The organism is Pseudomonas sp. MPFS (assembly GCF_022537035.1).
Taxonomy (GTDB): Bacteria; Pseudomonadota; Gammaproteobacteria; order Pseudomonadales; family Pseudomonadaceae; genus Aquipseudomonas; species Aquipseudomonas sessilinigenes.
On record NZ_CP066123.1, the window covers coordinates 1717794 to 1731311 of the forward strand.

The 13518-nt window shown below is 61.9% G+C and carries 14 protein-coding genes; 6 read left to right on the forward strand and 8 right to left on the reverse strand.

Annotation, left to right across the window (positions count from 1 at the left end):
- Positions 1-56: 56 nt before the first annotated feature.
- A complete protein-coding gene (locus I9018_RS07930) occupies positions 57-1301 on the forward strand; it encodes an MFS transporter (protein ID WP_241109150.1) in 1245 nt (414 codons plus the stop codon).
- Positions 1302-1516: 215 nt separating this feature from the next.
- On the opposite strand, the gene I9018_RS07935 is transcribed toward I9018_RS07930, so the two are convergent.
- Positions 1517-2815 (reverse strand): mechanosensitive ion channel family protein, encoded by a 1299-nt coding sequence (locus tag I9018_RS07935; protein WP_241109151.1) that lies wholly within the window; start codon positions 2813-2815, stop codon positions 1517-1519.
- A 193-nt stretch (positions 2816-3008) separates the two neighbouring features.
- Here I9018_RS07935 and I9018_RS07940 point away from each other — a divergent pair, with 193 nt between their 5' ends.
- A complete protein-coding gene (locus tag I9018_RS07940) occupies positions 3009-4352 on the forward strand; it encodes a DEAD/DEAH box helicase (RefSeq protein ID WP_068585981.1) in 1344 nt (447 codons plus the stop codon).
- Positions 4353-4415: 63 nt separating this feature from the next.
- Here I9018_RS07940 and I9018_RS07945 read toward each other — a convergent pair whose 3' ends face one another.
- Positions 4416-4691 (reverse strand): hypothetical protein, encoded by a 276-nt coding sequence (locus I9018_RS07945; protein WP_124346061.1) that lies wholly within the window; start codon positions 4689-4691, stop codon positions 4416-4418.
- 303 nt (positions 4692-4994) lie between these two features.
- On the opposite strand from I9018_RS07945, the gene I9018_RS07950 reads away from it, so the two are divergent.
- The gene (locus I9018_RS07950; protein ID WP_241109152.1) at positions 4995-5576 is read left to right on the forward strand and encodes a hypothetical protein; all 582 of its coding nucleotides are present in this window, start codon (positions 4995-4997) and stop codon (positions 5574-5576) included.
- A gap of 81 nt (positions 5577-5657) precedes the next feature.
- Here the strand turns inward: I9018_RS07950 and I9018_RS07955 are convergent, their stop codons facing one another.
- Positions 5658-6602, reverse strand: coding sequence for an AraC family transcriptional regulator (locus I9018_RS07955; RefSeq protein ID WP_241109153.1), 945 nt, complete (start codon positions 6600-6602; stop codon positions 5658-5660).
- A gap of 66 nt (positions 6603-6668) precedes the next feature.
- On the reverse strand, positions 6669-7415 hold the full coding sequence (locus I9018_RS07960) for a thioredoxin family protein (RefSeq protein WP_241109154.1): 747 nt from the start codon (positions 7413-7415) through the stop codon (positions 6669-6671).
- Positions 7416-7574: 159 nt separating this feature from the next.
- On the opposite strand from I9018_RS07960, the gene I9018_RS07965 reads away from it, so the two are divergent.
- Complete coding sequence (locus I9018_RS07965; RefSeq protein WP_124346064.1) at positions 7575-7967, forward strand: transcriptional regulator; 393 nt, start codon at positions 7575-7577, stop codon at positions 7965-7967.
- A 1-nt stretch (position 7968) separates the two neighbouring features.
- On the opposite strand, the gene I9018_RS07970 is transcribed toward I9018_RS07965, so the two are convergent.
- From I9018_RS07970 to I9018_RS07980, 3 genes are all read right to left on the reverse strand, one after another.
- Positions 7969-8838 carry a DUF6279 family lipoprotein gene (locus tag I9018_RS07970; protein ID WP_241109155.1) on the reverse strand — a complete coding sequence of 290 codons (870 nt, stop codon included), beginning with the start codon at positions 8836-8838 and terminating at the stop codon, positions 7969-7971.
- A 72-nt stretch (positions 8839-8910) separates the two neighbouring features.
- Positions 8911-9630: a TorF family putative porin gene (locus I9018_RS07975; RefSeq protein WP_241109156.1), complete on the reverse strand. Its 720-nt coding sequence runs from the start codon at positions 9628-9630 to the stop codon at positions 8911-8913.
- Positions 9631-9824: 194 nt separating this feature from the next.
- A complete protein-coding gene (locus I9018_RS07980; RefSeq protein ID WP_176719762.1) occupies positions 9825-10016 on the reverse strand; it encodes a hypothetical protein in 192 nt (63 codons plus the stop codon).
- A gap of 351 nt (positions 10017-10367) precedes the next feature.
- Between I9018_RS07980 and I9018_RS07985 the strand changes: the two genes are divergently transcribed.
- Together I9018_RS07985 and I9018_RS07990 are read left to right on the forward strand one after the other, a co-directional pair.
- Positions 10368-11204: a S1-like domain-containing RNA-binding protein gene (locus tag I9018_RS07985; RefSeq protein WP_068585956.1), complete on the forward strand. Its 837-nt coding sequence runs from the start codon at positions 10368-10370 to the stop codon at positions 11202-11204.
- A 228-nt stretch (positions 11205-11432) separates the two neighbouring features.
- Positions 11433-12278, forward strand: a complete 846-nt coding sequence (locus tag I9018_RS07990; RefSeq protein ID WP_241109157.1) for an SDR family NAD(P)-dependent oxidoreductase — start codon at positions 11433-11435, stop codon at positions 12276-12278.
- 8 nt (positions 12279-12286) lie between these two features.
- On the opposite strand, the gene I9018_RS07995 is transcribed toward I9018_RS07990, so the two are convergent.
- Positions 12287-13447, reverse strand: a complete 1161-nt coding sequence (locus tag I9018_RS07995) for a YbfB/YjiJ family MFS transporter (protein WP_241109158.1) — start codon at positions 13445-13447, stop codon at positions 12287-12289.
- Positions 13448-13518: the final 71 nt, after the last annotated feature.

The following is a 13518-nucleotide window of genomic DNA, read 5'->3' on the forward strand; positions in this document are numbered from 1 at the left end:
TACAAGATGAGCTGGCTTTGCTGACGCCAGTTCCTGGCAAGGGAGGGCGTTGTGCCATGAAGTTCCAGGTATTCCACGGCTGGTATGTGGTGTTGGCCACCCATGTGCTGCTGGCGCTGATCTTTGGCGGTGCCTATTCCTTCGGTGCGTTCTTCTCGCAGATCCAGGCCAATTTCGCAGTGGGGAGCTTTTCCGTGGCCTCGGTGTTTTCCCTGACGGCGTTGATCTACTACGCCATGGGGGTTGTCGCCGGCGTGCTGGCCGATCGCACTTCCACCCGGTGGGTGGTGGGGGTCGGCATCCTGTCCCTGGCCCTGGGGTTTTTCTGCGCGAGCCTGGCGTCCGGGTCGTTGTGGTTGTTCCTGCTGTGCTTCTGCGTGCTGGTGGGGCTGGGCGTCGGCCTGGTGTATGTGCCAGCGGTGGCGGTGGTCCAGCGTTGGTTCGTCAGCCGGCGCAGCCAGGCTTCGGGCCTTGCCCTGGCGGGAACCGGGGTCGGGACCTTTGCCGGGCCATTGCTGGCCGGCTGGCTGATGGAGCATTTTTCCTGGGAGGCGACCCTGCAGATCTTCGCCGGCGCGATCCTGCTGTTTGGCCTGGCTGCCACGGCGCTGATCCGCAGCGGCCCCCAGGAGCTCGGGCTGTTCGCGGACGGCCTGCCTGCCATGGCCGAGCGGCCCCAGGTGGCCCCGTCCGGTCTGCACCTGGCCGAAGCCTTGGGCATGGCGCGTTTCTGGTGGTACTTCGCGGCGATCCTGTGCGGTTCGGTGGGATTGTTCGTGGCGTTGGTGCACATCAACCCCTATGCCCGGCAGGCGGGGCTGGGTGTTTCCGAAGCCAACTTGTTGATTGGCCTGATCGGCGCCGGCAACGTCGGTGGCCGTCTGTTCCTCGGCAGTCTGGGCGACCGGATCGGCAGCCGGCGCCTGCTGGTCGCCCTGACCTTGCTCCTGGTGCTGTTGAACCTACTGTGGCTGGTGGCCGATGGCTTCATGGCGCTGGCGTTGTTCGCCCTGTGCTTTGGCGTGGCCAACGGCGGTTGCATTTCGCTCTACCCGGCCGTGGCGGCCGATTGGTTCGGCACGGCCAACCTGGGGGCTATCCTCGGTGCCCTGTACCTGTCGGTGGGGGTGGCGGCATTGCTGGGCGGCAGTTTCGCCGGCTGGTTGTTCGACCTGTACCAGGGCTACGACGCGGCGATTGGCCTGGGGGCTGCGTGCGCGTTGCTGTCCGTGCTGTTCATCCTCATGGCTTGCCGTCCTCAGCCCGATCCGCTGTTGCAGGCAGCGCCGACGTCTGCCTGAAAACGCCGGGAGCCGGGGTGGCCCAGGCGTTTTGCGGTGGGGCACAGCGCCTGATGCCGGTCAGTTAAGCAAGGTGCTCCCCGTAGGAGCAGCCGGCCGACGCTCGATTGCTCGCGATGCTCGTCGTGGCGCGTGTTTATGGGGTAAACGCAGCGCTCTGAAACCCATCGCGGGCAAGCCTCGCTCCTACTGTTTCCTTAACTGATCGGCATTTGTCAGAGCGCCTGTTTCTCGCTTGGGCCGATATGGCTGGCGCCCAGCACTGCCGGTAGCAGGCCGGCCCGCAGGTCGTTGCCGCTGGGTTGCTGGTACAGGCTCAGGCCGAACTCCGGCATCACCGCCAGCAGGTAGTCGAAGATATCCCCCTGGATTCGCTCGTAGTCGGCCCACACCGTGGTGCGGGTGAAGCAGTAGATCTCCAGGGGAATGCCCTGGGCCGTGGTCTGCATCTGGCGCACCATGCAGGTCATGTTCGGCTGGATCTCGGGGTGGCTCTTCAGGTAGGCCAGGGCGTAGGCGCGGAAGGTGCCGAGGTTGGTCATGCGCCGGCGGTTGGCCGACAGGGCGGCAACGTTGCCCTGGGCCTCGTTCCAGCTTTTGAGCTCGGCCTGTTTGCGCCCGATGTAGTCGGTGAGCAGGCGTACCCCGCTCAGCCGTGCTTCTTCGTCGTCATGCAGGAAGCGCACGCCGCTGGCATCGATGAACAGGCTGCGCTTGATCCGCCGGCCGCCGGACTGCTGCATGCCGCGCCAGTTGCGAAACGACTCGGACATCAACCGCCAGGTGGGAATGGAAACGATGGTCTTGTCGAAGTTCTGCACCTTGACCGTGTGCAGGGTGATGTCCACCACGTCGCCGTCGGCGCCCACCTGGGGCATTTCGATCCAGTCGCCGACCCGCAGCATGTCGTTGCTGGTCAGTTGCACACTGGCGACGAAGGACAAGAGGGTGTCCTTGTACACCAACAGGATCACCGCCGACATGGCACCCAGGCCCGAGAGCAGCAACAGCGGCGAGCGATTGATGAGGGTGGCGACGATGATGATGGCGCCGAATACGTACAACACCATCTTCGCCAGTTGCACATACCCCTTGATCGAGCGGGTGCGGGCGTGTTCGGTGCGGGCGTAGATGTCCAGCAGGGCATTGAGCAGGGCGCTCAGGGCCAGCAACTGGAACAGGATGGTGAAGGCCATGGCCAGGTTGCCCAGGAACAGCAGGCTGGCCTTGCTCAACTCCGGCACCAGGTGCAGGCCGAACTGGATCACCAGGGAGGGAGTCATCTGTGCCAGGCGGTGGAACACCTTGTTCTGGCGCAGGTCGTTGAGCCAGTGCAGGGCGGGTTGCCGGCCCAGCAGTCGCACACCATGCAGGACCACATAGCGGGCTACCCGTCCGAGCACCAAGGCGACCACCAGCAACAGGGTCAAGCCAAGGCCAGCGTGTAGGAGCGGGTGTTGGTCGAGGGCTCCCCAGAGGTCCTGGGTATCGAGCCAGAGCTGTTTGAAATCCATGGGCTAAAACGATTCTTCTATGTGGCACAAAGAGGGGATTAGAGCATTGAACCCCGGCAAAGTTACCGTTGAGGACAAATCGGTTAACAAAAAACCAACTCTTTGCCACCGTTTGCACAAAGAAACTCGGCCTGGGCCTCCGAAACCGTTACCCTATGCAGCTGTTTTTCTGCACATCTTCGAGGTAGCACCCGTGTTTTCCCAATTCGCCCTGCACGAACGCCTGCTCAAAGCCGTGGCCGAGCTTAAATTTGTCGAGCCGACTCCGGTACAGGCCGCGGCTATTCCGCTCGCGCTGCAAGGGCGTGACCTGCGGGTGACGGCGCAGACTGGTAGCGGCAAGACCGCCGCCTTCATGCTGCCGATCCTCAATCGCCTGATCGGCCCGGCGAAGATCCGCGTCAGCATCAAGACCCTGATCCTGCTGCCAACCCGGGAGCTGGCCCAGCAGACCCTGAAGGAAGCCGAGCGTTTCTCCCAGTTCACCTTCATCAAGTCCGGCTTGATCACCGGCGGTGAAGACTTCAAGGTCCAGGCCGCCATGCTGCGCAAGGTGCCGGATATCCTCATCGGTACCCCGGGTCGCCTGCTGGAGCATCTCAATGCCGGCAACCTGGACCTCAAGGAAGTGGAAGTACTGGTGCTCGACGAAGCCGACCGCATGCTCGACATGGGCTTTGCCGAAGACGTGCAACGCTTGGTGGATGAGTGCCCGAGCCGCCAGCAGACCATGCTGTTCTCCGCCACCACCGGTGGTTCCGGCCTGCGGGAAATGGTCGCCAAGGTCCTCGACAACCCTGAGCACCTGCAACTCAACAGCGTCAGCCAGCTCAACGAGACCACGCGCCAGCAGATCATCACGGCCGACCACAACCAGCACAAAGAGCAGATCGTCAACTGGCTGCTGGCCAACGAGACCTACCAGAAGGCCATTATCTTCACCAACACCCGGGTCATGGCCGACCGCATCTACGGCCGCCTGGTGGCCCAGGACTACAAGGCGTTCGTCCTCCACGGCGACAAGGACCAGAAGGACCGCAAGCTGGCCATCGATCGCCTGAAGCAGGGCGGGGTGAAGATCCTGGTGGCCACCGATGTCGCCGCCCGCGGCCTGGACGTCGAGGGCCTGGACCTGGTGATCAACTTCGACATGCCTCGCAGTGGCGACGAGTACGTGCACCGTATCGGCCGCACCGGTCGTGCTGGCAACGAAGGCCTGGCCATCTCGCTGATCTGCCATGGCGACTGGAACCTGATGTCGAGCATCGAGCGCTACCTCAAACAGAGCTTCGAGCGCCGCACCATCAAGGAAGTCAAGGGTACTTACGGCGGTCCGAAAAAGGTCAAGGCCTCCGGCAAGGCTGCTGGGACCAAGAAGAAAAAGACCGATGCCAAGGGCGACAAGAAAAAAGCCCTGGCCAAGTCGCCAACCAAGCGCAAGAGCGCCAACCGGCCAAAGAGCGAGAGCCCGGCCCTGGTCAGCCAGGATGGCCTGGCGCCGCTCAAGCGCCGCAAGCCAGCACCAGCTGCTGAGTAAAGTGCAGGCCTGAGTGCCAGTTAGAAAGCCCGGACCTGGTCCGGGCTTTTCATTTCCTGGGCCTCAGTGGTCGGCTTTTTGCTCGGCGTCGGCCAGTTCCTTGAGGCGTTGGTCAATCAACTGGCAATCGTCGGGCAGGTCCTTGTTGGCGCTGCCCAGGTTCATCTTCTGCAACTCGTCGTTGATTTCCTTGGCCTTGGCCGGGTTCTGCTCGGTGATCTTGCTGACTTCCCGGGCCAGTTGCTCGCGCTTGGCGGTGGCTTCGTCCGGGGTACAGGCCCAGGCGGGCAGGGCCAGCAGCAGGCTGCCGGCGAGGGTGAGCAGGTTCAGGGTTTTCATGGGCTGTGCCTCATGTTGTAGGCAGGGGGACATCCGGTTGAGGCGCCTGGAATGGGCAAAGTTCAGTTGGATCAGCCCAGGCAGGTGCCTTCGGGAGGGCGTGTGACGTTACAGGGGCTTGCACGTGCTGGAGGCGGGTCTTGTTCACGGCGGCTCTGGAGGCCAGGTTCAATTGACGCCTGGATAGTGGCGAATTAGTATCGCGCGCCGCTCCGGGTCAGGGGCGAATGCCGAGCGCCTGGACATGTTTCCTTGATCCGAGCCAGTGCACCTCAACGAAATCGCTTTCAAGGAAGATCCTTAATGCGCCTGCTGTCCCTGTTGTTCAGTTGTGTCCTGCTCGTCGGGTGTGCCTCCCGGCCGGATTACTACATCTCGTCCAAACCCGTACAGATTCCTGCCGACGCCACCTACTGGATCGATAACTTTGATTTGCAATTGATCGGAGAGAGCCCGCGTTTCTTGCCTGAGGACAAACTGCGCCAGCAATTGGGCACGGAGCTGATCCAGCAACTGGGCAATGCCAATCGCTACGCCGCGACCAAGGACAGTGCCGATTACCTGCTGGATGTGGAGGCGGTGTACAAGCGGCGGCTCAGTGATTCCCAAGGTGGGCTGGTGTCCAAGATCGTCGATGACAATACGATCCTGGCCAGTGTCGACTTTGGCTACAAGGTCCAGGTCAAGCGTGCCGGTGCCGAAGTGTTGCATTTCGCCCAACAACGCGACGGCCTCCAGCCTGCCGGCGCCATGGGCCAGTTGCGCAATATGAAAACCATGCTCGGGGTGATTACCAACAGCGGTAACTCCGATGTGGAGACGTTCTACGTCCGGGTTCTGCCGCGCTTCATCGTTCGCGATATCACGGCCATTCCGTCGCGTTGAGGCAAGCCTGCTTGCCGTGCATCCGGCAAAAACAACGGGGGAGCATGGGCTCCCCCGTGTTGTTTCTCGGCCTTTGATGGCCTACAGCGTTTTCACCGGAAAGCAGATATCGAACTCCAGATCACCGGTTTGATCGTATCTGGCGTCCACCGGATACAGCTCGAAGGCTGGCCGTGCGTCGGGCTGCATACCACTCTTGGGCAGCCAATCGCGGCACAGTTCGCTCCAGGTATCGGCGATATCGGGGCCTTTGCCCTGGTAGTGAGTGATCGCATAGAGGCCACCGGGTAGGGTGGTGACGACTGCAGAGTCCTGGCCCTTGAAGTCGAGGGGGACTTCGACGCAGGCATCGTAGCGGCATTTTTCGGGTGGGGTGACGTAGGGATCGTCATGGCCGATGCCGTAGCGTGCGTGGCCCATGAGCCCGTTCTCGGCCATCCAGGGGATGACGGTCTGCTGCCAGAACAGGCCGATCCCCGGCCCGTAGGCGCCGATATAGCGCAGGTAAGCGACGCGTACGGGTGGCAGTTCCTTGATGGTGACTTTCATCGTGAGTTCCTTCAGGTGAATGAAGGCGTCAGGATCGTCGAAGGCCGGGATGTGGGTCTGATCAGGATTGCGCAATTGCCGCAGGCGTCGTTCGCGGATGTCTTCAAGGCGGCGGTGCCAGCGCTTGGGTTCGGTATCGCGCCAGGTGCTGGGCGATACTGAGAAGTGTTGCTTGAATGCCCGGGAGAAGGCTTCGCCGGAACCGAAACCGACCTCCAGGGCGATCTCCAGGACCGAGGCCTCGGGCCGGCTGGCCAGCAGGTGGGCGCCACAAGCCAGGCGGCGGCGTCGCAGGTAGACGCCCAGGGGTTCGCCGACCCAGGCGCTGAACAGGCGATGGAAATGGTAGGGCGAGAAATGGGCCACCTGCGCCAGGTCCGCCAGCTCCAGGGGCTGGTCCAGATGCTGGTCGATATGCTCCAGCACCCGGTTCATGCGCAGGGTGTATTCGTGGAGGCTGTGATAGGCGGGGCTCATGCCTACAGTTTAGTCGGCGCAGCAGCGGGACTGCCAGCGCAGTCTCGCTGCCGATCCAGTGGGCGTTCAATCCGTGCAACAGCAACCCTGTGCCTTCGGGGTGCTGGGGGTGTCGTCATAGCGGTCATGATGGCGGACCCAGTTCATGATGGGCCCCTCGTTACGGCCCTTGGGCGCCAGGTCGAGGAAGTTGTACGTGCCTATCAGCAGATCCAGGCCCCGGGCGTACGTGGAGTAGGTATGGAAGATCTCGCCCTGCTCGTTGCGATAGAACACGCTCAGGCCGGGCAGTTCTTCCTCGTTGCTGTTGATGGGCGCGTAGTTGTAGCTGGCGGTGGCAGTGCCCCGTTGCTCGTTGCTGAAGCTGACGCCGAAGTCCTGGTTGAAATCTTCGCCGGCGCTGGAGACCCAGTCGAACTGCCATCCCATGCGTTGGCGAAAAGCCTGGAACTGTTCGTAGGGCGCATGGGACACCGCCACCAGCGCTATATCGTGATGGGCCAGGTGCTGGTTGGCACCATCGAAATGATCGGCCAGGAACGAGCACCCCTTGCAACCTTCCGCCCAGCCTGCACCGAACATGAAGTGATAGACCAGTAACTGGCTGCGGCCACCGAACAGGTCCGCCAGGCTCAATGTGCCCTGCGGTCCCTGGAAACGATAAGGCTTGTCGATCCGCACCCACGGCAGCGCCCGGCGTTCGGCGCTGAGCAGGTCGCGTTGGCGGGTGAAGGCTTTTTCGTGGAGTAGATGCTGCTTGCGTGCTTCGAGCCATTGTTCCCGGGTGACCACGGGATGATCGCTGATATCCATGACGTCTCTCCTCGAACTGTGGAATGGGTCCTACACACGCTAGTCGTTTGCCATACCGTCGGATCGACAAGCTGCCCAGTGGTGCGAATGGCTTGAACGGCTGGTGTGCCTACGGGTCACAACTCAGGCAAGGCATTCCATCCTGGAGGGCGAATCAACATGGCGACTTACAATTGGGATCTGATCGAGCGCTTGCTGCACGAGGTGCAGAACGGTGCCGGCCATAGTTTCACTCCGCGGCCCTATGCCGAACAGCATGCCGCGGCGATGGCCGCCGAAGGTGAATCCACGGGCAACCTGGATGAACTGAAGACCACCGCTAGCGAGTACGAAAAGCTGCTGCTGGACCGGCACTTCATCCAGAGCAGGCCGGAGCAGGAGGGTGGCAACGGCGAGAACTTCATGCTCACCCCACGGGGTTCGAGCCTGCTGTGCCTGCTCGACAGCAGTATTCCGGGCAATGATCATCCACGCCAAGTGCTGGATGAGCAGGTCGACGCGCTGGACCCTGCCACCTTCGACGAGTTGGCCTCCAAGGCGCAGATTGCCTGAATCAGTTCTGCCTGGCGTTCTGTAAGCATTTCAAGGCGCTGAAGTCCTTGCGTACGCCGTCGAGCTTCTTCAGCAGGCGCTGGCGTTGTTCCGGGCTGCTATCGGCCATCAGGTCGACCAGCAGGCTGCGCGCAGCCTCCTCGGTATGGGCGTAGGCCTGGCGATAGTCGTCGGTCCATAGGCTTTCACGCTCGATCAGCAATTGCTCGACGCGTTGTGGGAAGTCGCTGGAGCGACGCTGTTGTACCGCGGCGCGAAATAGCGCCTGCCAGTGGGCTCGGTTGGCGATCCATCGCCGGTTTTGTTCCCCCAGCGAAACGGACCACTGTTCGACACGTCGCTGCTGGCTCGGACTCAGGCTGCCCAGCCAAGCCTTCAGGCGCTTGTCCATGCGTTGGCTGCGCTGGTCGATCTGTTGCGCCAGGGACGGTTCCAGGTACTGCTCGCGGCGTTCCTGCAGATCCTTGGCCAGTGACTTGTTCAACTGTGCCACTTGCTGGTCGTCCAGGCCTTGCAGTAGCTCTATGGCCGACGGTGCGACCTGGCGTGCTATTTCGGCAATGGCCTGCTTGGCCTCTTGCGTGCGTGCTTGCAGGGCCTGGTCGTTGACCTGGTTGTCCTGGACCATCAATTGCAGGCGGTCGAGCCAGTCCAGGTAGCCTGGCAGCTGGGTGCTGCAATGCCAGTGCAGATGCTGCTGCAGGCGTTGGTCGAACCAGCTTTTCTGCTCGCCGGTCATCTCCAGGTAGTCGTTGAGGCTCCAGGGGATGATGACGTCAAGGTTGCGGTAGGCCAGGCCGACCCGGCTGCAGGCAGCGAGCGACAGGCCGAGAATCAGCAGCGGGATGAGCAGGCAGCGCCAGCGCGACATGTCCGAGTCCCTGGGAGTGCGGTTCTTGCATCTGAACCCGGAAGGCCTCCAGCAGTTCAGCGCTCGTACTGACTAGTAGAACGCCCGTTCGGCCTTGAAGGTCAACAAGCCGTCGCATTGGCTGTTGTGCCCCGAATAGGCCGAGCAATTGCTGCCGTTGAGGCTGGAATCGCTGTAGATCAGGTTCAGGTTGATTCCCAGCCAGGGTCGCGAGAACTTGATCGACCAGTCGTTGAAGCCCGCCACATAACCCCCCTTGGCCACTGACACGGCGTTGTTGAGCCGGTAGTTGGTGTATTTGACGCTGACTCCGATGCCGAACGGCGGATTGCCGCCCAGGTCGGCGAACAGGGTGCTATTGCGCCGGTCCGGGTCATTGCTCAAGGCGGCGCCGAACCGACTGCCCAGCAGGGTCAGGCCGCCGTAGAACTCCTTGCTGTCCTGGGTGCGCAGTTGCGGGTAGTTGTAGTGGATCACCCCCAATTCGTACCCCAGGCTCCGGTCGAGCGGTTGCTTGAAGCCCAGGTAGGAATCCATCTCGAGACGGCTTGCCGGGCTCAGGCCCATGCTCGGCGACCACTGGCCGAAGTACCAGCCGCTGTCGTGGCTCAGATCGAGACCGCCGTGTACGGAGCCGCTGGAGGCGGGCTTGACCAGGCCTTGGGCCATGCTGCGGCTGGGGCTGGTGCCGAGCTTGAGGTCGAAGTCGCCCAGTTCGCGCTGGAAGATCTGGCCGTGGGCCAAGGGGCAGGCCAGCAGCAGGGCCAAAGCCATAATTGAAGGTTTGAGCATGCAGCACTCCTTGAACTGCGTGGAGTGTCAACCTGAAGGCGGGCTGAAACGTTTATTCCGTGGGCGCAAGGATACCGGCCTGCGCTTGTGGATAGAGGCCGTTCGTCGGTTTTCCAAGGAGGGGGGAGTAGCAGAGGTGCCAGTCCTGGCGCTTCATGGGTAAGCGCCGAGGGACCAGGACAATACGCGAGGGGTTACTTCTTGCCGAGGCTGATCTGCTTGGAGGGGCTGAAAGTCTGGCCGCTGACGCCCTTGGCGATCTGCTGGATTTCGCCGCCGGATTTCAGGAACGCTGCGATCTGTTCGTTGATGGATTCGCTGGTTTCAACGGCGGGAGCTGGTTTTGCTTTACTGCTGTTGGATGCTTTTACTCGCATGGCGGCCATTTAACCTTCGGGAAAATTAATTTGGCCAGCCATCCTAACAGAATTATTCGATAATTGTCCGTTGGGCATTCTCCGGCGCACTAGCGCAGGTCTTTCTTATTCCTGAATTTATCTTGCAAATGGCCTTATAAGTCACTGTTTTAAATCAGGACTTGTGGCGTTGGGCGCCAGCCCGGGCTGGCGCTGTTGTCGTTGCCCAAGCCCGGATCGGCCTGACGAGTGGAGCGCCAGGCGATGCCTGGTCAGGAATCTCCGGGGCTTGGCGCGGATTTTCTCCATGGCCGTCTCCCGAGCGTCAACCTGGACATGGAAAACAGGTAGAATGCCGCCCACGCAATGAGGGTATTGGAAATGGCTTTAGTCGGGCGCTACAACAGCTTGCAAGTGGTTAAGCATACTAACTTCGGTTTGTATCTGGATGGCGGTGCGGATGGCGAGATATTGCTGCCCAATCGTTATATTCCGAAGGATATTCCCAGCGAAGATGAAGATTGGCTGAATGTCTTTGTCTATCTGGACAGTACCGACAAGTTAATTGCAACGACCGAGAAACCGAAAGTTCAAGTAGGCGAATTTGCCAGTCTGAAGGTCGTCGAGGTCAACAGTATCGGCGTATTCCTGGACTGGGGACTGCCCAAGGACCTGCTGCTGCCGTATTCGGAAGAGAAGCGCCAGTTGAATGCCGGCGATTACTGCGTGGTACACGTCTATCTGGATCGCCATACCCGCCGTATCACTGCCACCGCTCGGCTGGATCGCTACCTGGACAAGACGCCGGCCAACTACCAGGCTGGCCAGGAAGTCGACTTGCTGGTGGTGGAGTCCACCGACATGGGCTTCAAGGCCATCATCAACAACAAGCACTGGGGCCTGATCCACAAGAACGAAGTGTTCAAGTTCCTGCGGCCAGGCATGCAGGAAAAGGGCTTTATCAAGGAAGTGCGGGCCGACGGCAAGGTTAGCCTGAGCCTGCAACCGGTAGGCGAGCAGGCCGGCAGCAGCCTGAATGCCAAGATCCTGGCCAAGCTGCGGGAAAGCAACGGTACCCTGGCTGTCAGCGACAAGAGCGATCCGGCGTTGATCAGTCGTTTGTTCGGTGTCAGCAAGGGCAACTTCAAGAAAGCCATCGGCGCGCTCTACAAGCAAGGGCAGATCGTCATCCACGCCGATCGTATCGAACTCAGCTAAGACTCTCTGCGGGCCTGGCCTGCGCATTCCCGATGATCAGGCCGGCCTGCGCCCAGCCGTTGGGCACGACAGCACCAATTTGCCGCGCAGGTTGGTGCTTGTGATCGACTCAGGCACCAGCGCCATCGCGCAACCACAGGCGCAGCGATGTGCCTGTATTTCCATGGGGATGTAGCCGCTCCCATGCACAGGGTCATCAGGTGCAAGATCGCCATCAAAGGAAGAATCATGGATTTCAAGGGAAAAACCGCGATTGTCACTGGGGCCGGGAGAGGGCTGGGCCTGGCGTATGCCTGTAGCCTCGCCGAGCAGGGCGCCCAGGTCGTGATCAGCGACTTGGGGACGGACCGGTCCGGTGCCGGTAGCGAGATGCAGGTGGCTTTCCAGGCTGCCGAGGAGTTAAAAGCCCAGGGCCGGAACGTGATTGCCCACGCTGGAGATCTGGCCGATGAACAGGTTGCCCGGCAGTTGGTGGAGCTGGCTGTCGAGACCTTCGGCGGCTTGGACATCATCATTCACAACGCTGGCTGGGTGGGGTACCAGGGGATCGAGGACGCGGAGGCCGGCTTTCTCCAGCGAGCCCTGGACGTCAACATCCAGGCCCCAATCTGGCTGTGCAAGCATGCCTGGAAATACCTCAAGCGCTCCGAGGCCCCACGGGTGGTACTGACCACATCCGATCGGGCCATGTACCAGCAATACGCCCAGACCGGCCTGGCAGCCTACGCAGCGGGCAAGATGGCGCAGTTGGGCATCATGAATGCCCTGAGCATGGAGGGCCTGGAGCATGGGATCCTGGTGAATGCAGTCTCGCCGGTGGCCAAGACCCGGATGTGGGGGGTAACGCAAGCCCCCAGCGACCTCAAGCCGGAATGGGTCAGCCCCGGGGTGATCTACCTGGCCAGTGCTGCCTGTCGCGATACCGGCTATGTTCTGCGGGCCAGCAATGGTCAGTTCACCGCGACTCGCTTCAGTGAGAATCCGGGAGTCGATTATCCGATGGACCTGGCCCGGGTCGAGGCCGCCAGCGCCGAGGAGATCGCCCGGCTCTGGGAGAGCATCAGGGAGTCCTGAGCGTGCGCTCAGGTCAGTGCCGTACACGAGCGGGCCTGGGGTTGCCGGGCCAATAGCAGGCCACCACTGAGCAGTAGGCCAACACCGGCCACCATCAACGCCAGCTGCAAGCTGCCGCTGAAGTGGCTGCTCAGGGCGGCCAGCAAGGGGCCGCTCAGCTGGCCTGTGGCAAAGCAGGCGGTGAGCAGTCCGGTATTGCGTTGGGCTGCCTGGGGCGCCAGTTCCCGGGAGCGCTGCATCACCAGTTGCATGCAGGACAGGAACGGCGTGCCACACAGCACTACCCCCAGCAACAATCCCCAGCCGTTGCCCAACAGGCAGGCGAAGACACCGGCCGCCTGTAGCCACAAGGTTGCGATCAGCCATTGGCGAGTGCCGTCCGGTGTGTGCCGGCGCAGGCTGACCAGGGCCACGCCCAGTGCTGCGGCGAGGCCGAAGCCGGGCCAGAACAGGTCGGCCTGCCACTGGCCCTGGAACCGTGCGCTGGCCATTTGCGAGAGGAAGGTCGCCGGGATGATGTAGCCCACCCCATACAGGCCATAGACCAACCCCAGGCGCCCAATGCCCTGGCCATTGGACACGGCATCCTGTCGGGTACTGCCTGGCGTCGTGGTGGGAGGCGGCAGGATCGGCAGGACCGCCAGTAGCATCAACAGCCCTGCGGCGGCATACAGCAGCCACAGGTCGGCTGAGTCGTGCCCCAGTAGGTTGGACCCCAGGGCCAACAGGCCGGTGAGCATGATGCTCAGGCCCGGCCCGGCGAACACCAGGGCGCCCAGCCGGGGTCGACCGGCAGCCAGGGCCAGGGGTTGGCTCAGGGCGGTGATCATCACCAGCACCCAGGCACTGGCCACGCCGGTCCCGAAACGCAGCAGCAGATGCGGCCAGAACCCCCAGGCCCAGAACGAAGCCAGTGTCAGCAGCACGCACAACCAGAGTCCCCCCAGCAAGCGCAGGCGTACCTGGGGCGGGCGCCGGGCGAACATCGCATCCAGTGCGCCGAGGAGATAGCCCAGGTAGTTGGCGGCAGCGACCAACCCTCCAGCGGTCAGGTCGACCTGGCCCTCGCTGATCAGGTGCGGCAACTGTGGGGTCAGGGCGAAGCGACCAATGCCCATGGCGATCATCAAGGCAATAAAGCTGGCGAGTAGGCGGATCAGGGGGGACATGACGGTTTTTCCGGCGGCAGGAACAGTGACCGCCAGGCTAGAGTGGATTGACTTTCGTTAAAAATGAATAA

Bases quoted from the DNA above. Each gene is read 5' to 3' on its own strand.
- I9018_RS07930 (WP_241109150.1), top strand. From the start codon at position 57: ATGAAGTTCCAGGTATTCCACGGCTGGTATGTGGTGTTGGCCACCCAT.
- I9018_RS07935 (WP_241109151.1), bottom strand. From the start codon at position 2,815: ATGGATTTCAAACAGCTCTGGCTCGATACCCAGGACCTCTGGGGAGCC.
- I9018_RS07945 (WP_124346061.1), bottom strand. From the start codon at position 4,691: ATGAAAACCCTGAACCTGCTCACCCTCGCCGGCAGCCTGCTGCTGGCC.
- I9018_RS07950 (WP_241109152.1), top strand. From the start codon at position 4,995: ATGCGCCTGCTGTCCCTGTTGTTCAGTTGTGTCCTGCTCGTCGGGTGT.
- I9018_RS07955 (WP_241109153.1), bottom strand. From the start codon at position 6,602: ATGAGCCCCGCCTATCACAGCCTCCACGAATACACCCTGCGCATGAAC.
- I9018_RS07960 (WP_241109154.1), bottom strand. From the start codon at position 7,415: ATGGATATCAGCGATCATCCCGTGGTCACCCGGGAACAATGGCTCGAA.
- I9018_RS07965 (WP_124346064.1), top strand. From the start codon at position 7,575: ATGGCGACTTACAATTGGGATCTGATCGAGCGCTTGCTGCACGAGGTG.
- I9018_RS07970 (WP_241109155.1), bottom strand. From the start codon at position 8,838: ATGTCGCGCTGGCGCTGCCTGCTCATCCCGCTGCTGATTCTCGGCCTG.
- I9018_RS07975 (WP_241109156.1), bottom strand. From the start codon at position 9,630: ATGCTCAAACCTTCAATTATGGCTTTGGCCCTGCTGCTGGCCTGCCCC.
- I9018_RS07980 (WP_176719762.1), bottom strand. From the start codon at position 10,016: ATGGCCGCCATGCGAGTAAAAGCATCCAACAGCAGTAAAGCAAAACCA.
- I9018_RS07985 (WP_068585956.1), top strand. From the start codon at position 10,368: ATGGCTTTAGTCGGGCGCTACAACAGCTTGCAAGTGGTTAAGCATACT.
- I9018_RS07990 (WP_241109157.1), top strand. From the start codon at position 11,433: ATGGATTTCAAGGGAAAAACCGCGATTGTCACTGGGGCCGGGAGAGGG.
- I9018_RS07995 (WP_241109158.1), bottom strand. From the start codon at position 13,447: ATGTCCCCCCTGATCCGCCTACTCGCCAGCTTTATTGCCTTGATGATC.